At 71.2% G+C, this 17,357-nt stretch carries 16 protein-coding genes; 9 read left to right on the top strand and 7 right to left on the bottom strand.

What is annotated here, in order from left to right:
• Nucleotides 1-129: 129 nt before the first annotated feature.
• Nucleotides 130-939 carry an HAD family hydrolase gene (locus ASD84_RS21175; protein ID WP_056715227.1) on the top strand — a complete coding sequence of 270 codons (810 nt, stop codon included), beginning with the start codon at nt 130-132 and terminating at the stop codon, nt 937-939.
• Nucleotides 940-1,230: 291 nt separating this feature from the next.
• Here the strand turns inward: ASD84_RS21175 and ASD84_RS21170 are convergent, their stop codons facing one another.
• Nucleotides 1,231-1,959, bottom strand: coding sequence for a hypothetical protein (locus ASD84_RS21170; protein ID WP_056715223.1), 729 nt, complete (start codon nt 1,957-1,959; stop codon nt 1,231-1,233).
• Between the two features lie 75 nt (nt 1,960-2,034).
• Between ASD84_RS21170 and ASD84_RS21165 the strand changes: the two genes are divergently transcribed.
• Genes ASD84_RS21165 through ASD84_RS21130 form a run of 8 tightly spaced genes read left to right on the top strand, consistent with a single transcriptional unit; the run spans nt 2,035 to nt 8,610 of the window.
• A complete protein-coding gene (locus ASD84_RS21165; protein WP_056715221.1) occupies nt 2,035-2,307 on the top strand; it encodes a type II toxin-antitoxin system VapB family antitoxin in 273 nt (90 codons plus the stop codon).
• On the top strand, nt 2,304-2,693 hold the full coding sequence (locus ASD84_RS21160) for a type II toxin-antitoxin system VapC family toxin (RefSeq protein ID WP_056715217.1): 390 nt from the start codon (nt 2,304-2,306) through the stop codon (nt 2,691-2,693). Before ASD84_RS21165 ends, ASD84_RS21160 begins: the two co-directional genes overlap by 4 nt.
• A gap of 51 nt (nt 2,694-2,744) precedes the next feature.
• Nucleotides 2,745-3,644 carry a class I SAM-dependent methyltransferase gene (locus tag ASD84_RS21155; RefSeq protein WP_056715215.1) on the top strand — a complete coding sequence of 300 codons (900 nt, stop codon included), beginning with the start codon at nt 2,745-2,747 and terminating at the stop codon, nt 3,642-3,644.
• 3 nt (nt 3,645-3,647) lie between these two features.
• Nucleotides 3,648-4,829: a hypothetical protein gene (locus ASD84_RS21150; RefSeq protein WP_056715212.1), complete on the top strand. Its 1,182-nt coding sequence runs from the start codon at nt 3,648-3,650 to the stop codon at nt 4,827-4,829.
• A 12-nt stretch (nt 4,830-4,841) separates the two neighbouring features.
• Complete coding sequence (locus ASD84_RS21145) at nt 4,842-5,972, top strand: sensor histidine kinase (protein ID WP_056715208.1); 1,131 nt, start codon at nt 4,842-4,844, stop codon at nt 5,970-5,972.
• Complete coding sequence (locus tag ASD84_RS21140; protein WP_056715205.1) at nt 5,969-6,709, top strand: LytR/AlgR family response regulator transcription factor; 741 nt, start codon at nt 5,969-5,971, stop codon at nt 6,707-6,709. Before ASD84_RS21145 ends, ASD84_RS21140 begins: the two co-directional genes overlap by 4 nt.
• Nucleotides 6,710-6,711: 2 nt before the next feature.
• Entirely contained in the window at nt 6,712-7,098 is a 387-nt protein-coding gene (locus ASD84_RS21135) for a hypothetical protein (protein ID WP_056715201.1), read from the top strand.
• 3 nt (nt 7,099-7,101) lie between these two features.
• Complete coding sequence (locus ASD84_RS21130; protein WP_056715198.1) at nt 7,102-8,610, top strand: cation acetate symporter; 1,509 nt, start codon at nt 7,102-7,104, stop codon at nt 8,608-8,610.
• Nucleotides 8,611-8,649: 39 nt separating this feature from the next.
• On the opposite strand, the gene ASD84_RS21125 is transcribed toward ASD84_RS21130, so the two are convergent.
• The 6 genes from ASD84_RS21125 to ASD84_RS21100 all read right to left on the bottom strand — a co-directional run bounded on the left by ASD84_RS21125 (nt 8,650) and on the right by ASD84_RS21100 (nt 17,270).
• Nucleotides 8,650-9,324 carry a sirohydrochlorin chelatase gene (locus tag ASD84_RS21125; RefSeq protein WP_056715195.1) on the bottom strand — a complete coding sequence of 225 codons (675 nt, stop codon included), beginning with the start codon at nt 9,322-9,324 and terminating at the stop codon, nt 8,650-8,652.
• Between the two features lie 83 nt (nt 9,325-9,407).
• On the bottom strand, nt 9,408-10,520 hold the full coding sequence (locus ASD84_RS21120) for a uroporphyrinogen-III synthase (protein ID WP_056715192.1): 1,113 nt from the start codon (nt 10,518-10,520) through the stop codon (nt 9,408-9,410).
• Nucleotides 10,517-10,915 (bottom strand): nitrite reductase small subunit NirD, encoded by a 399-nt coding sequence (nirD, locus tag ASD84_RS21115; RefSeq protein WP_056715190.1) that lies wholly within the window; start codon nt 10,913-10,915, stop codon nt 10,517-10,519. The genes ASD84_RS21120 and nirD overlap by 4 nt, the downstream gene beginning before the upstream one ends.
• Nucleotides 10,915-13,491, bottom strand: a complete 2,577-nt coding sequence (gene nirB / locus ASD84_RS21110; RefSeq protein WP_056715187.1) for a nitrite reductase large subunit NirB — start codon at nt 13,489-13,491, stop codon at nt 10,915-10,917. The genes nirD and nirB overlap by 1 nt, the downstream gene beginning before the upstream one ends.
• Before the next feature lies 1 nt (nt 13,492).
• Nucleotides 13,493-15,058, bottom strand: coding sequence for an FAD-dependent oxidoreductase (locus tag ASD84_RS21105; RefSeq protein ID WP_056715183.1), 1,566 nt, complete (start codon nt 15,056-15,058; stop codon nt 13,493-13,495).
• Nucleotides 15,059-15,191: 133 nt separating this feature from the next.
• On the bottom strand, nt 15,192-17,270 hold the full coding sequence (locus ASD84_RS21100; protein WP_056716116.1) for a molybdopterin oxidoreductase family protein: 2,079 nt from the start codon (nt 17,268-17,270) through the stop codon (nt 15,192-15,194).
• Between the last annotated feature and the right edge of the window lie 87 nt (nt 17,271-17,357).

Raw genomic sequence — 17,357 nt, 5'->3', positions numbered from 1 at the left:
GGGACGTTCTCGCCGAATGCCGACACCGGCACACGCCGGCACTCCCGGCCTGGGGACGACGCTGCGTCGAGGGCGTGTTGTGGAGGGGAAGTGGACATTTCGAACACCCCTGCGACCTACGATGGAGCCATGGCCCTTCCGGGTACTTCGCCCACTGCGGCTTTCTTCGACCTCGACAAGACGATCATCGCCAAGTCGAGCGTGCTCGCCTTCAGCAAGCCGTTCCAGGCCGGCGGCCTGATCTCGCGCCGGGCCGTGCTGCGCTCGGCGTACGCGCAGTTCGTCTTCATGGTCGGCGGTGCCGACCACGACCAGGTCGAGAAGATGCGCCAGTTCATGTCGCAGCTGACCACCGGCTGGGACGTCGCCACGGTTCGCGAGATCGTCGCCGACACGCTCCACAACATCGTCGATCCCCTCGTGTACGACGAAGCCGTCCGCCTCATCGAGGAGCACCACGCCGCGGGGCGCGACGTCGTCATCGTCTCCACGTCCGGCAGCGAGGTCGTCGAGCCGATCGGTGCCCTGCTCCACGCCGACCGCGTCATCGCCACCCGGCTCAAGGTCGAGGACGGCCGCTACACCGGCGAGATCGAGTACTACGCCTACGCCGAGGAGAAGGCGAACGCCATCCGCGCGCTCGCCGAGGAGGTCGGCTACGACCTCGAGAACTCCTGGGGCTACTCCGACTCGATCACCGACGTGCCGATGCTCGAGATCGTCGGCCACCCGCACGCGGTGAACCCGGACAAGGAGCTGCGCAAGGTCGCCGCGTCACGCGGCTGGCCGGTGCTGGCGTTCACCCGGCCGGTCGCACTCCAGTCGCGTCTCCACCTGCCGCCGCCGAAGCCGACGCTGGCCGCACTGGCCGTCGGTGGCGTGGTCGCGGTGGGCGCCGCGGTGTGGGTCGGCGCGCGAAAACGTGCGCTCAGCGCCTGACGTCGTACCGGGATGGACAACACGTCTCAACCCCCCAGAGTTCTCTGCGCGGCCCGAAAACACAACCCTTGAAGGTGCCGCCGAAGGGGCGTACAAAGGACATCAAGAACTCCACAGACGACACGTGATCCCAGTACCCACGCGGCGATCTACCCTTCCTAATTGGGCGCTTGCATTCCGGAACACTTCCGGAGCAGCTGAAATGGTGCACGCCTGGTAGCCAGGACCACGTGTAAGCGATGGCACCCGAGTCACACGTTGACTCGGGTGCCATCTGCATTTGCTCGGCCTCTACTCGGCCTCGCGCACCAACGGGCTCGCCTCGGCCGCCGCGGCGTACGCCTCGGTCGCATAGATCAACCACGCGTGCCGGCCGGCCTGACCGCCGTTCGCCCAGCCCCGGAGGTTCGACTCGTACTCGGCGCGCAGCGCCAGGTGGGCGGCCTCGGGCACGATCAACGACTTCTCGTCGACACCCTTGACCGCCAGCAGCAACCGCTCGGTCGCCCGCGCGACGATGCCGTTGTGGGATCCGAACGGCGCCGCACTCACGAGGTAGGCGTGCACCACAGCGGCCACCGCCAGGGCCGGCGCCTCGGTGGGCGCGGTGATGAGCTCGGCCACGGCCCGCAGCTTCCGCGCGGCCTCCTCGTCACGCGGCCGGCCGAGCAGCTCGTCCGGGAGCACGCCCCGCGCGGCCACCGTGTGCATCCGGGCCAGGGCCTGCAACGGCTGACGACGCAGCACCGGCATCAGGGAGAGCAGCTCGGTGGCCAGTCGTACGGCGACCGTCGCGATCTCGTCACCCTCGCCGTCGCGCACCTCCGCCAGGGTCGACGTCGACCCCTCCAGCACGGCGCTCGCGTGGGCGCCACGCAGCAGTGACTCGGCCGTCAGCTCGGGGCTGGTACGACGCAGGCCGCGATCGCGCAGGACGACGTCGATGCCGTCGCGGGCGGCCGTGAAGCCCGACGGGACGCCTTCGAGGGAGACCAGCCAGGCGTGGGGATCGGTGCTCACAGGGTGCAGCCTAGAAGGGTGGAAAGGTAGACGGTGGCGAGGGTAGAAGGTAGATTGTCGGCAAGGAGGTCAGCGATGAGCTTGAACATCAAGAACGAGCGGGTGCACGCCCTCGCCCGCCAAGCGGCACGGGTGACCGGAAAGACGCAGACGAGCGCGATCGAGGAGGCGCTGGTGAAGTTGCTGGCGGAGTACGGCGTCGACCCCGTTGAGGCGGAGAGGCAGCGGAAGCTCGACGTCATCCATCAGATTCAGCTCCGGGTCGCTGCCCTTCCCCAGGCAACGGGTGACGATCGCATCCTCAGCGACGACGACCTCTATGACCGCGACACCGGGCTGCCGGCGTGATCGTCGATTCGTCCGCGGCCATTGCAGTCCTGTTCGGCGAACCCGAAGCCCTGTCCTTCGCCGAGCTCATGTCGACGTCGCGGTGTCGCATGTCGACAGCCAACTGGGTCGAGACGGCGATGCGCATGGAGGGAGCGCTGGGCCTCAAGGGCGGGGGGGAGCTCGATGCGCTGGTCGCCGAACTCGACATCGAGTTGGAGCCCGTTACCGAGGCCCACGCCCGGGCCGCCCGGATCGCCTTCCGCCGCTACGGTCGGGGCTCCGGCTCGCCGGCCCGCCTGAACTTCGGCGACTGCTTCGCCTACGCCCTCAGCGCCACGTCCGGTGAGCCACTGCTGTTCAAGGGCGACGACTTCACCCACACCGACGTACTCCGGGCCGGCTGACGCCGCCGCGCCTCCGCGACGAGGCCGGCCCGCCGCCGTACCCTCGCCTTGATGGCTACCGACTCCACCCCCCGCACCACGGCCGCACTCTCCTTCGGGAACGTGGCCGAGGCCTACGACCGCGGCCAGCCCGGCTACCCGCGCGAGGCCGTCGCGTGGCTGACCGGAGAGCAGCCGCGATCGGTCCTCGAGCTCGGCGCCGGCACGGGCAAGCTGACCGAGCACCTCGTCGCGCTCGGCCACGACGTCCACGCCACCGACCCCGACCCGCGCATGCTGGAGCGCCTCGCCGACCGGATCCCCGAGCTGCGGGTCTCGCAGACCACGGCCGAGGAGATCCCGGCCGCCGACGCGACGTTCGACCTCGTCGTCGCCGGCAACTCCTTCGAGTGGTTCCACCACGAGAAGGCGCTGCCCGAGATCGCGCGCGTCCTCCGCCGCGGCGGCTCCCTCGCGATCGTGCGCAACCTCCGCGACGAGCGGATCCCGTGGGTCAAGCGCCTGGGCAACCTGATCGGCCACCACGTCGCCGGCCTCGGCGCCGGCGAGGACCTGGACGCGTCGCCGTACTTCGGCCCGGTCGACGAGAAGTCGTTCAAGCAGTGGCAGGTCATCCAGCGTGCGTCCGTGCAGGACCTGGTCCGCTCGCTCGCCGACGTCGCCGTCCTCGAACGCACCGGCCAGGAGTCGCGGATCCGCGAGGTCCTCGCGTTCTACGACGACTTCGGGCGCGGCATGGACGGCATGCAGCTGCCCTACGTCACCGAGTGCTTCCGCGCGGTGGTCGGCATCCAGCCGAAGACGATCCGTGCCGAGAGCGGTACGACGGACGCGCTCGCCCTGGCCCAGGAGGAGCCGGGCGACGAGTCGGTGTCCGTCGGAGCCCTCGCGCCCGCCGTCGAGCCGCCGGCCGACGACGACTCGGGCATGCTCCTCATCGACTTCCGCTGAACCATGCGCGGCCGGTTGGTCCTGGTCGCCCTGGCCCTGCTGGTCACCGCGTGCACGACGTCCGGTGAGCCGTCGCCTCCACCTGCTCCAGCGGTCGTGGTGCCGAGCGCGGTCCCTGCCGGTGCGGTGTACGGGCGGTTGCTCGACGGGTCCGGGAAGTCGGTGCCGGGTGGCGCGGTGACGCTGACGCAACCGTTCGACGACAACATCGTGCTGCTGTCCGGGCGGTTGATCTCCCTCGGAGTGTTCTGCCTGATTCCCGACGCGGGCCTCTGCCCGACGTCCCACCGTGCCGACCTCACGGACAACGGGCTGTGGAGCGTGCCGGCCGGTGACGTCGAGGAGGGCAAGGCCCTCACGCTCGGCGGGCAACGACCCGGCACCAGCACCGGCACGGGCGCCCTGACGACGGTGTCGGTGCCGAACGGCCCGGACCCGCAACGCGTGCCCGACCTCGTGCTCTGGGAGCCGGAGGTGACGCTGACACCGGTCGCCCGCGGCACCCGGGTCACCTGGCCACGGCTGACCGGGCCGCGGGGCAGGAAGGCGCGCTACGCGGTCTACGTCACCACCGGGGAGCCCGCGTTCGCCAAGCCCGTGGAAGTGGCGAGCGGCCTTCGTCGTACCAGCGCCGTGGTGGCGGGGTGGGTGACCGAGGACCAACCGATGCGGGTGACCGTGATCGCCTCGACGAAGCGCGGGCGGGCCGTGTTCGTCCACACCTCGCCGTCGGTGGCGGCCACGGGCACGGCGGTGCCGGTGTCGCGCGGCCGACCGTGCAGCGCTGACAAGGGCGGGCGCCAGGTGCGTGCTGTCGGGACCTGCGGGCTGACCGACGGCGACCTGTCCAGCCACGTGCAGGTGCGGTTGAAGGGCGAGTGCGACGTCGACACGTCGGGCTGCCGCCCCCGCTCGCACCACCGGATCTGCGTCGACCTGGGGCGGGCCCGGCCGGTGTCGCGCGTGGTGGTGCGGACACCGTTCCTGGCCGTGGACCAGGTCGTCGAGCTCTCCCGGGACGGTCGGACGTTCACGACGCAGGGACGGTTGGGCGACGTCGGCGCGGACGACGCGCGGGTCTTCGCCGTACCGGTGCGCCCGGCCGCGACCGCACGCTTCGCGTGCATCCGCAGTGACGCCTACGGCTACGCGGGAGCAACCACGGCCGAGATCTCGGTGTGGTGACACGATGGGCGGATGCGGAACGCGGGGCGGTGGCGGCGGGGCCATCTGGGCAGTGACGCGGACCGCGCGGCGTTCCGGGCCCTGCACCAGGCGTCGCTGGCCGCGCCCGCGCTGCAGCAGGGACTGACCGCGGCCAGCGCCGAGCGCGCTGTGAAGCACCTGCGCAACCTGCTCGGCACGCCGGCCATGGCGATCACCGACACCGAGTCGGTGCTGGCCTGGGACGGCGTCGGCGGCCACCACCTCGACCAGGCGGCCGTGGTCGGCCTGCTGACCATCGAGCGGGGCAGCACCCGGACGGTCGACCGCGGGCAGCTCGGCTGCACCACCAACGGGTGCCCGGTGCGGTCCGGCATCGCGAGCCCGTTGATCGTCGAGGGCCGCGTGCTCGGCACCGTCCAGGCGTTCGCGCCGACCACGACCGCCGGGCTGGTGCGGGCCACCGAGGAGGTCGCGCAGTGGGTCTCGGGCCAGCTCGAGCTCGCCGAGCTCGACGCCCACCGGAACCGGATGATCGAGGCCGAGGTCCGGGCCCTGCGCGCCCAGATCAGCCCACACTTCGTCTACAACTCGCTCAACGCGATCGCCAGCTTCGTCCGCACCGACCCCGACCGGGCGCGCGACCTGCTGCTGGAGTTCGCCGACTTCACGCGGTACTCCTTCCGCCGGCACGGCGAGTTCACCACCCTCGCCGAGGAGCTGCGCTCCATCGAGCGCTACCTCCTGCTCGAGCAGGCGCGCTTCGGTGACCGGCTCCAGGTCACGCTCAACGTGGCGCCCGAGGTGCTGCCCGTCGTCGTACCGTTCCTCTGCATCCAGCCGCTCGTCGAGAACGCCGTACGCCACGGCCTCGAAGGGGTCGAGCAGGCCGGCCACCTCACCATCAATGCCCACGACCGGGGGCACGAGGCCGTGATCGAGGTCGAGGACAACGGCGTCGGTGAGGATCCGGAGAAGGTACGACGCGCCCTCGCCGGCGACGCGTCACTCGACTCGGTCGGGCTCGGCAACGTCGACGCACGGCTGCGCGCGACCTTCGGCGACGACTACGGTCTGGTCGTGGAGACCGCACCCGGCGCCGGTACGAAGGTGATCGTGCGCGTCCCGAAGTTCGCACCCGGAGTCACGGTGGATCGGGCATGACTCACCCCCCGAGCGGCCTGCGGGTGCTGGTGGTCGACGACGAGCGGCCCGCGCTCGACGAGCTCTCCTTCCTGCTCGAGGCCGACCCGCGCGTCGGCGAGGTGGTCGCGTGCCAGTCCGCCACCGACGGCCTGCGCACCCTGCGCGAACGGGAGGTCGACTGTGTCTTCCTCGACATCCAGATGCCCGGGCTCACCGGACTCGAGCTGGCCGAGGTGCTGAGCCGGTTCAAGCAACCGCCGCCGATCGTGTTCGTGACGGCCCACGAACGGCACGCGGTCGAGGCATTCGACCTGCGCGCCGTCGACTACGTCCTCAAGCCGGTGCGGCCCGAGCGCCTGGCCGAGGCGGTACGACGGGTGCTGGCCGACACCGCAGCCCCCGCGCCCGCCACCGACAGCCAGGTCGCGGTGGAACGCGGCGGCGTCACCCGGTTCATCGACCGCCGCGACATCACCCATGTCGAGGCGCAGGGCGACTACGCGCGGCTCCACACGAAGGCCGGCGAGGCCTACCTCGTCCGGGTGCCGCTCACGACGCTCGCCGAGGACTGGGCGGAGTCCGGCTTCCACCGGATCCACCGCTCGTTGCTGGTCGCGCTGGCGCACGTGACCGAGGTGCGCTCCGACAGCGGCCGGACCTCCGTGATGGTCGGCGACACCGAGCTGCCCGTCAGCCGGCGGCACACGCGCGGCCTGCGCGACGTCCTGGTCCGCCGAGCCCGGGCAGGCGGCTGACGATGGTCGAGCGGGTGCGGGTCACCGGTCCGCCACGCCACACCGCGGCCAGTCGTACGGCGACCCGGCTCGGTGACGTCACCGAACAGACCGCTCTCGGGGACCTCTACCTGCGCTCCCTGCTCGCCGAGCAGCTGCGGCTCGCGCTGCGGGTGATCGGCCTGCTCGTCGTGACCCTGGGGCTCGTCCCGCTCCTGTTCCACCTCGCCCCCTCGCTGGCGGAGCGGCAGCTGTTCGGGGTGCCGGTGGTCTGGCTGGCCCTCGGGGTGCTCGTGTACCCGTTCCTGCTGTTCCTCGGCTGGCGCTACGTGCGGCGGGCCGAGCGCAACGAGCGCGTCTTCGCCGACCTGGTCGGCGGTCACGCGGACCACGACGGGGACGGGGACTGAGGCGTGGACACCACCGCCGTGCCCGGACTCGTCGCCGTCGTCCTCGTCTCGCTGGTCACGCTGGCGATCGGCACCTGGGGACTGCGCTTCTCCCGCACCACGAGCGATTTCTTCGTCGCGTCCCGGACGGTGCGGCCGCGGCTGAACGCGTCGGCGATCGGTGGTGAGTACCTCTCGGCCGCGTCCTTCCTGGGCATCGCGGGCCTGCTGCTCGTCGGCGGCGCCGAGATGCTCTGGTACCCCGTCGGCTGGACCGCCGGCTACCTCGTCCTGCTCGTCCTGGTCGCCGCTCCCCTGCGCCGCTCCGGCGCCTACACGCTCCCTGACTTCGCCGAGGCCCGCCTCGGATCCCGCACCGTGCGGGCCGCCTGCTCACTGTTCGTCGTCGGCGTGGGCTGGCTCTACCTGCTGCCGCAGTTCGAGGGCGCCGGGATCACCCTGCACGCGGCGATCGGAGCGCCCGAGTGGGTCGGCCCGGTGGTCGTCGGGGGCGTCGTGCTCGCCAACGTGACGTCGGGGGGCATGCGGTCGATCACCTTCGTCCAGGCCTTCCAGTACTGGCTCAAGCTCACCGCCCTGCTCATCCCCGCGGCAGTGCTGCTCGCCGTCTGGTGGGGGGACGGACGCCCGGGCAGCGGCCTCGGCGACGGGGAGTGGTCAGTCCCGGTCGCGGGCCACGCCGGCGACGGCGGACTCGGGCTCTACACGACGTACTCCCTGATCATCGCGCTGTTCCTCGGCACCATGGGCCTGCCGCACGTGGTCGTCCGCTTCTACACGAACCCGGACGGCCGGGCAGCGCGTCGTACGACGGTCGTGGTGCTCGGCTTCCTCGGCCTCTTCTACCTGCTGCCGCCCGTCTACGCCGGCCTCGGTCGCGTGTACGGCGGCCAGCTGGTCTCCTCCGGACGCTCCGACGTCCTCGTCCTCGAGCTCCCCCGGGTGATGCTCGAGGGCGCCGGCGGTGACGTGCTGACAGGGCTGGTGACGGCCGGTGCCTTCGCGGCGTTCCTGTCGACGTCGTCCGGCCTCGCCATCGCCGTGGCGGGCGTGCTGACCCAGGACGTGACGACGCGCCTCGTCGGCGAGCGCGACGGCGTCACGGCGTTCCGGGTGGCCGCGGTCGTGGCTGTCGTGATCCCGCTGGTCGTCGCGCTCCTGGTCCGCAACGTCGGCGTCGCCCAGTCGGTCGGACTGGCGTTCGCGGTCGCCGCCTCCACGTTCTGCCCGCTGCTGGTGCTGGGCATCTGGTGGCGCGGACTGACCGACGTCGGCGCGCTGGCCGGACTGGGAGCGGGTGGCCTCGGTGCCGGCGGTGCCGCCGTCGTCACTCTCGGCGGCTACTCACCCGGCGGCTGGGCTGGCGCCCTGCTCGGCCAGCCGGCTGCCTGGAGCGTCCCGCTCGCCGTCGTGGTGATGGTGACGGTCTCGCTGGCGACCGCCGGCCGGGCTCCCGCGCATGCGCGCCGCTTCCTGGTCCGCCTGCACACCCCCGAGTCGCTCGCCAGCTGACGAGGTGCGTGGGTTTCTCACACGAAGTGCGTGGGTCTCTCAGGCGGAGGCGCGCTCGGCCACCTGCATCGACCGGGCCCGGTCGCAGATCAGGTCCACCACGAGCGGGTGCGGGCCGATCACGTCCGCGACGACACTCGCACCGGCGGCGAGCGCGTCGTGTCGCGCCTTGCGGTGGAAGTGCCCCGTCGCCAGGAGGTACGGCGACACCGCGTCGCCAGCGCGCACGACGTGCTCGGGTCGACGGCCCAGCCCACTCATCGTCGCCAGCCGCACGGGCGCGCCCCAGGCGTGCGCCAGCAGGTGGGCGGCGGCTTCGAGGTCGGCGGTGGCGAGCGGGTCGGAGGACCCGGCGGCGATCAGCACGACCGGCTGGCCGGGCGTCGCGCCGGCCTCGCGGAGTCGGTCGACCTGCGCGGCGGCCAGCAACGGGTCGGGCCCGAGGCTGCTGCCCAGGCTCACGAGGTCGACCTGCTCGGCCGCATCGACAGCCTCCGGCAGGTCCTTGCGCAGGTGGTAGCCGGTGCTCAGCAGGAGCGGTACGACGACGGTGGGGCCAGCGGTCGCTGCGACGACGTCAGCGAACAACGGCGAGCAGAGCTCGACGTACGACGTCGTGGCGGGCCAGCCGAGCCGCGCACCGGCCGCTTCGGTGAGCTCCGCAGCGACGAGGTTGCCGGCCGCCGTACGCGTGCCGTGCGCGACGGTGACCAAGTGGGGCACCTCGAGCGAGAAAGCCTCGCACTTCGAGGGAGAAACCGGCGTACTTCGTGCGAGAAACCCACGCACCTCGCGCATCACGACGACACCGCCAGGCGGTAGCCGCGCTTCACGACGGTCTGGATGCAGCGGGTGCCGATGGCGGCACGGAGGCGGGCGACGGCCATCTCGACGGCGTGCTCGGACCCGGCTGTGCCGGAAGGCAGGGACATGAGCAGGTCACGGCGGGAGACGACCGTGCCGGGGTTGACCAGGAGCGCCGCCAGGACGGCGTACGGCGCCGGGGAGAGCTTGATCTCGACGCCGTCGAGGAGCACGTCGTCGCCGTGCAGGAGCAGCGTGTGGCCGGCGACCTCGAGCGAGGTGCCGGTCGCGCGCGACGGCAGCTCGAGCTCGAGCTGCTTGACCATCGCGGCGAGGCGGAACCGCTCGGGATAGATCGACGGGACGCCCCACATCTCGAAGGCGGCGGCGGTCACGGGACCGATGCAGGCGGCGATCACGTCGGCCTGGAAGGAGGTGATGACCTCGTCGCGGTGGCCGGTCGTCCCCGCTGCCTCCATCAGCGCAGCGATGGCGGGCGCGGCGGTGAAGGTGACAGCGTGGACGCGGCGCTCCGCGATCTGCTCGATCAGGCCGAACATCGGCTCCAGGTCATCCGCGCCCTCGACGCGGTAGACGGCAACGGTGGTCACGTCCGCGCCGAGGCGCCGCAGCGCGTGCGCGGCCATCGACAGCGACTGGCCGTGCTCCTGCACCACGATCCGCAACCCGTTCAGGTCCCGGCCGCGCAGGTGTCCGAGCACGTCCTCGAAGGCCTCGGACTCCGGCGCCCACAGCTCGCGCAGGCCGAACCGACGGATCACACCCACGCTCTTGGGTCCACGGGCCAGGATCTCGGCCCTGCCGAGGTGGGCCAGCAGTTCCGTCTGGAGGCCCCAGCGCTCGGCCGCGGCGAACCACGACTTCAGGCCGATGCCCGTCGTCGCCACGAAGATGTCGACGGGCTGGGACAGCACGCCCTTGGTGGCGGCGAGCAGGCCGACCTCGTCGATCCGGTTCGGATCGACCGACAGCGCCTGGGCATGCACGACCGTCGCGCCGCGACGTTCCAGCAGCGCGATCTGCTCCTCGGCGCGCCGGGCGGCGGTGACGCCGATCCGGAATCCTGAGAGCGGCAGGTCGGTCATGTTGCGATTGTCCCCCGTTGTGCCCCCACAGCGACAACACCGTCGATGACCCGGACGTCGTACGTCGGCACCGAGACCTCGGCATTGTCGAGGCAGATGCCCGTACGGAGGTCGAAGGGCTGCTTCAGCAACGGGCTCGCGACGAAGGGCACCTGCTCCTCGACCCGACCGTCGACGCCGTCGACGACGACCGTCTTGGTGCCGACGATGCCGCGCGACAGCACGGACGCCTTGCCGAACGGGTCGAAGTTCGACAGCGCATAGACCTGGTCGTCGTACGTCCGGAAGACGGCGACGGCCTCCCCCGCGACGAGCGCGGTCACGCCGGACTCCTTGCGGATCTGGTCGAGGCGACACACCACGGTCTCGATGCTGGTCCTCTCGAGGCTCGTCATCACGGGGCTCCCACAGGGATCGTGCTGCCGAGCGACACCGGACCGTCGTTGAGCTCGGCCTGGATCTGGCCGCGCTCCTCACGGAAGGTGATGTTCGGGTCGGGCGTGCCGGGCGCGTTGACGAAGGACACGAAGCGGGCGAGCTTCTCCGGGTCCTCGATGGTGGCCTTCCACTCGTCGAAGTACGAGTCGACGTGGGTGTCCATGGCTGCCTCGAGCTCGGCGCCCAGGCCCAGCGCGTCGTCGACGACGACCTCGCGGATCCGGTCCAGGCCACCGATCGCGTCCATCCAGTACGACGTCCGCTGGAGGCGGTCCGCCGTACGGATGTAGTACATGAGGAACCGGTCGAGGTACTTGATCAGCGTCTCGTTGTCGAGGTCTCCCGCGAGCAGCTGGGCGTGCGAGGGGATCGCGCCGCCGTTGCCGCAGACGTAGAGGTTCCAGCCCTTCTCCGTCGCGATGATGCCGAAGTCCTTGCTCCGGGCCTCCGCGCACTCCCGCGCACAGCCGGAGACGCCGCCCTTGAGCTTGTGGGGCGAGCGCAGGCCGCGGTAGCGCAGCTCGAGCTCGATCGCCATGCCGACCGAGTCCTGCACGCCGTAGCGGCACCAGGTCGAGCCGACGCAGGACTTCACCGTCCGCAGCGACTTGCCGTAGGCGTGGCCGGACTCCATGCCGGCGTCGACCAGCTGCTTCCAGATCGCCGGCAGGTCCTCCATGCGGGCACCGAACAGGTCGATCCGCTGACCGCCGGTGATCTTCGTGTAGAGGCCGAACTCCTTGGCGACCTGGCCGATCACGATCAGCTTGTCGGGCGTGATCTCGCCGCCGGGGATGCGCGGGACGACCGAGTAGGTGCCGTTCTTCTGCAGGTTGGCGAGGTAGGCGTCGTTGGTGTCCTGCAGCGTCGCGTTGGCGCCGTCGAGGACGTGGTGGTTGAGCAGGCTCGCGAGGACCGAGGCGACGGCCGGCTTGCAGATGTCGCAGCCGCGGCCCTTGCCGTGGCCCTCGATGATGTCGTCGAACCGGTTGTAGCCGTGCACGGCGACGACGTCGAACAGCTCCTGGCGGGTCATCGCGAAGTGCTCGCACAGCGACTTGTCGACGACCTTGCCGGACGCGGCGAAGTGGTCCTCGACGATCTTCTTGACGACGACCTTGCAGGACCCGCAGGTCGAGCCGGCCTTGGTGCACTTGGTGACGCAGCCGGCGTCGCTGCACGGCCCACCGTCGTTGAGGGTGGCGTCGTCGGAGACGGCCGCCTTGATCTCGGCCTTCGTGACGTTGTTGCACGAGCAGATCTGGGCTTCGTCGGGAAGCCCCAGCTCGACGCCGCCACCGCGACCGGCCGGAAGGATCAGCTCCTCCGGGTTGGCCGGGAGCTCCATGCCGGAGCCGACCATCGGGCGCAGCGAGCCGTAGGCCGACGCGTCGCCGACCAGGATGCCGCCGAGCAGCTCGTAGCCGCCGGTGGCGTTCTCGGCCACGACGAGCTTCTTGTAGATGCCGGCCACGGCGTCGGCGAAGACCAGCTCGAGGGCGTCCTCGGTCGTGGCGAACGCGTCACCGAACGACGCGACGTCGACACCGAGGAGCTTGAGCTTGGTCGACATGTCGGCGCCGAGGAACTGGCCCTCGCCACCGAGCAGCTGGTCCACGACGACCTCGGCCATCGAGTAGCCGGGAGCGACCAGGCCGTACATCCGCCCACCCGGTGCGGCGCACTCGCCGATCGCCCAGACGTGCTCGTCGGAGGTGCGGCAGTCCTCGTTGACCAGGACGCCGCCGCGCTCGGCGATGTCGAGGCCGGCCTCGCGGGCGATCAGGTCACGGGGACGGATGCCCGCGGAGAAGATCACGATGTCCAGGGGGAGAGTGTCCTCGTCCTTGAACTTGATGCCGCTGACGTTTCCGTCGGCGTCACCATCGATGAGCTCGGTCATCACGCCGGTGTGGATCGACAGGCCGAGGTCCTCGACGTGGCGCTTGAGCGTGGCACCGCCCGCCTCGTCGATCTGGACGGCCATCAGGCGCGGCGCCATCTCGACGACGTGCGTCTTCACACCGAGCTGGTGCAGCGCGTTCGCGGCCTCCAGCCCGAGCAGGCCACCACCGATGACCGCACCGGCCTTGGCGGTCCTGCTGGCTTCCCGGATCGCCTCGAGGTCCTCGATGGTCCGGTAGACGAACACGTTGCCGAGGTCCTTGCCGGGCACCGGCGGGACGAACGGCGCGGCACCCGTGGCGAGCACCAGCTCGTCATAGGCGAAGGCCTTGCCGTTCGCGAGGGTCACGGTCTGCGCAGTGGCGTCCATCGCCACGACCTCGGACTCGAGGTGCAACGAGACGCGCGGGTCGTCGTACACGCCCTCGGGGAGGTAGGAGAGGGCCTCGGCGCCGACCTCGAAGAAGGAGGTCAGGGCGACGCGGTCGTACGCCGGCCGCGGCTCCTCGCCCAGCACGATGATGTCGTAGGTCTCGGTGAGTCCGCGCTCGATCGCGGCCTGCACGAAGCGGTGGCCGACCATTCCGTGGCCGACGACGACAAGTTGCTTCCTGAGGTGCGGTGCCATCTCAAGATCCCTTCTGGGAGGTTGCCAGGGCCGGTCGACTGCCGAGCAGCTGCCGGACCGTTGGGGCACAACCACCGCAGCCGGTGGTCGCACGGGTGGTGTCACGTGCCTGCTCGAAGGACGAGCAGGCACGGATCCGACCAGCGGAGACGCCCGCACAGGCGCACACCTCCGCGTCGTCGGGAAGGGTGAGGGCGGCGCTGCCCTCCTCCCCGGATCGTTCGGGCATCAGCAGGTTCCCGGGCTCGTGGGCGCCGAGGACCGTCTGGCGGTCGAAGTGCTGGGTGATCAGGCCGACCCGCGAGAGGTCGCCGACCAGGGTGGCCGCGACGATCCGGCCGTCGCGGACGACCAGCCGGCGGTGCGAGCCGGAGATCGGGTTGGAGACCTCGACGACCTCGCCGCCGGCGGTGATCTCGCGCTCGGCGTCACCGAGGACGGCGACGTCGAGGTCGGTGGCGCGCAGGCGAGCGACGATCCGGCTGCCGTCGTACTTCACGGCCTCGTTGCACAGGATGCCGGCGAGGATGCCGGCCTGCTCCCAGGCGGGCGGCACGAAACCGGTGGTCCGGCCGTCGTGCTCGACGCAGTCGCCGAGGGCGTGGATGGCCGGGTCGGTGACGCTGGCGAGCTGGTCGTCGACGACGATCCCGCGGCGGACCTCGAGCCCGCAGCCGCGGGCCAGCGCGGTCGAGGGGCGACCGCCGGCGGTGAGGACGAGCAGGTCGGTGTCGAGGTTGAAGCCGTTGTCGAGGCGCAGCGCGACCTTGCCGGGGTTGCGGGGCAGCGGGTCGAGGACTCTGACGGATCCGATGCCGGACAGACCGGGCGTGGCCGGCTCGTCAGGCGACTGCAGGCGTACGGCGCGGGCGCCGGTGTAGACCGAGACGCCGAGCTTCTTCAGGTCGCGCGCGAGGATCTTGCCCGCCGAGGTGTTGATCTGCTGGTGCAGCAGGTGCTCGCCACCCTCGACGATCTCGGTGTCGAGGCCGCGGGCACCGAGTGCCCGGGCGACCTGCAGGCCGAGCAGTCCGCCACCGACGACGACCGCGCGCTTGTTGATCGGGCCCTGGTCGTCGATCGCCTCGATCGCCTCGACCAGGCCCTCGCAGTCCGAGAGCGAGCGGAAGGCGTGCACCGACGGGTGCAGCGAGCCGTCCATCCGCACCAGCCCGCGGATCGGCGGGAGCGTGGGGATGGAGCCGGTCGCCAGCACCAGGGCGTCGTACTCGATCAGGGTGCCGTCGACGAGCATCACGTCGCGGTGGTCGCGGTCGACTCCGAGGACACGCGCGCCGAGGCGGAGGTCGACGCCATTGTCGGCGTACCACCCCGGCGAGCGCAGCGTGAGGGCCTCCGGGCGGTGCGTCCCCTCGAGGACGGCCGACAGCAGGATCCGGTTGTACGGCGCCACCGGCTCGTCGCCCAGGACGGTGATGTCCCAACCATCGGGCGTGGCGGTCGCGTTGCGCGCGACCAGCTCCTCGATCAGCCGGGTGGTGGCCATGCCGGAGCCGACGACGACGAGCCGCTTGCGCGGCTGGTCGGGGCGGTGGCTCTCGGGCATGTGTCCATGGTCGACGGGCCAGGTTTCACGGCGCAGTCGTCGTGTTGCACCCCGAGGTCAACTACTTCTCACAACCTCACCGCACTCACGACATCACGGCGTGAGGGGCGTCACGAACGTGTTACGCGACCGGTCAGACGAGTACCTCGGCCGCACACACCTTGAACTCCGGCATCCGGCTGGACGGGTCGAGGGCGTCGTTGGTGAGCCGGTTGGCGCCGACCCAGTGGAACGGGACGAAGACGGTGTCGGGCCGGATCGTGCTGACCACCCGCGCCGGCGCCTTCATCTCGCCGCGGCGGGTGCGCACGATGACCGGCTCCCCGTCGTGCGCGCCGATCCGGTCGGCGAGCATCGGGTGCATCTCGACGAACGCCCCCTCGTCGGTGAGCGAGCGGATCCGTCGGGTCTGGGCGCCGGACTGGTACTGCGCGAGGACCCGGCCCGTGGTCAGGTGGATCGGGTACGACGCGTCGGGCTGCTCGGCGGCACCGGCGAACTCCTGCACCAGGAAGCGCGCGCGGCCGTCCGGGGTCGCGAACGCTTCGGTGAACATCCGCGGGGTGCCGGGGTGTTGGTCCTCACCCTGCGGCACAGCAGGGCAGGGCCAGAACACGCCCTTCTCCTCCGTGATCCGCTGGTAGGTGATGCCCGAGTAGTCGGCCTTGCCGCCGGCCGACGCCCGGCCGAGCTCGGCGAAGATCTCCTCCGGCTCGATCGAGAACTCGATCGGCGAGGCGAGCCGCTCGGCGAGCCCGGCGATCACGTCGAGGTCGCTCTTCACGCCTGCAGGCGGGGCGACCGCACGGTTGCGCAGGATCACGCGGCCCTCGAGGTTCGTCATGGTGCCGGACTCCTCGGCCCACTGCGTAATGGGGAGGACGACGTCCGCGAGGGCCGCCGTCTCGGACATCACGATGTCGCAGACCACCAGCAGGTCGAGGGACTCCAGGCGCTGCGTGACGTGGGTGGCGCGTGGTGCCGACACGACGATGTTGGAGGCGAACACCAGCAGCGCCTTCGGGCCACCGCCGTCGCCGAGCGAGTCCAGGAGCTCGTAGGCCGACTTCCCCTTGCCGGGCAGGGTCTCGGGCTCCACGCCCCACACCTTCGCGACGTGCGCGCGGGCTGCCGGGTCGTCGATCATCCGGTAACCGGGGAGCTGGTCGGACTTCTGGCCGTGCTCGCGACCGCCCTGCCCGTTGCCCTGACCGGTGAGGCAGCCGTAGCCGGCGTACTGCTTGCCGGGCATGCCGAGCGCGAGGGCGATGTTCATCCAGCCGAGCACCGTGGCGGTGCCCTGAGCGTGCTGTTCTGCACCGCGTGCGGTCAGGACCATCACCCGGTCGGCGCCGGCCAGCAGGGCGACGAGCTCACGCAGCTCCTCGGTGGCGACGCCCGTCGTGCGCTCGACCCGCTCGGGCCACCACGAGGCCACCGAGCGTCGTACGTCGTCGAAGCCGGTGGTGCGGGCGGCGACGTACTCCTCGTCGATCGCGCCCTGGGCATCGAGCAGGTGCAGGGCGCCGAGGGCGAGGGCGAGGTCGGTGCCGGGAACCGGCTGGAGGAACAGGTCGGCGCGCTCGGCGGTCGAGGTGAAGCGCGGGTCGATCACGACGACCTTGCCGCCGCGCTCACGCAGGCGGTCGAGGTGGCGCGCGGCCGGCGGCATGGTCTCGGCCAGGTTGGAGCCGACCAGCACGACGACGTCGGTCTGCTCGATGTCGGCGAGCGGGAAGGGCAGGCCGCGGTCGACGCCGAGGGCCTGGTTGCCGGCGCTGGCGGCGGAGCTCATGCACCAGCGGCCGTTGTAGTCGATCTGGCTGGTGCCGAGCGCGACCCGCGCGAACTTCCCGAGCTGGTAGGCCTTCTCGTTCGTCAGTCCGCCGCCGCCGAAGACCGCGACCGCGTCCTTGCCGTGATCGGCTTGCAGGGCGCGGACCCGGTCGGCGATGAGGTCGAGCGCCTCGTCCCAGCTGGCGGCGCGGAGCTCACCGGTGGCGCGGTCCCGGATGGACGGCGTGGTGAGTCGCTCGCGGCTGCCGCGGAGCTCCCCGGAGGTCCAGCCCTTGCGGCACATCGCGCCCTCGTTGACCGGGAACTCGTCCCAGGCGCTGATCTCGACACCGACGCGGCCCTTGCGAGCAACCTTCATCCCGCACTGCAGGCTGCAGTACGGGCAGTGGGTGCTGACGGCAGAGGTCTCGGTCATGTCATCCATTTTCCGTCACGCCTCGTTTCAGGCACCAGAAGCCGCGAGGCCGTGAGGTCAACATCTCCTCACGGCCTCACGGCCATG

Source organism: Nocardioides sp. Root682 (assembly GCF_001427795.1).
Lineage (GTDB): Bacteria > Actinomycetota > Actinomycetes > Propionibacteriales > Nocardioidaceae > Nocardioides.
This window is presented reverse-complemented; position numbering and strand designations above follow the sequence as displayed.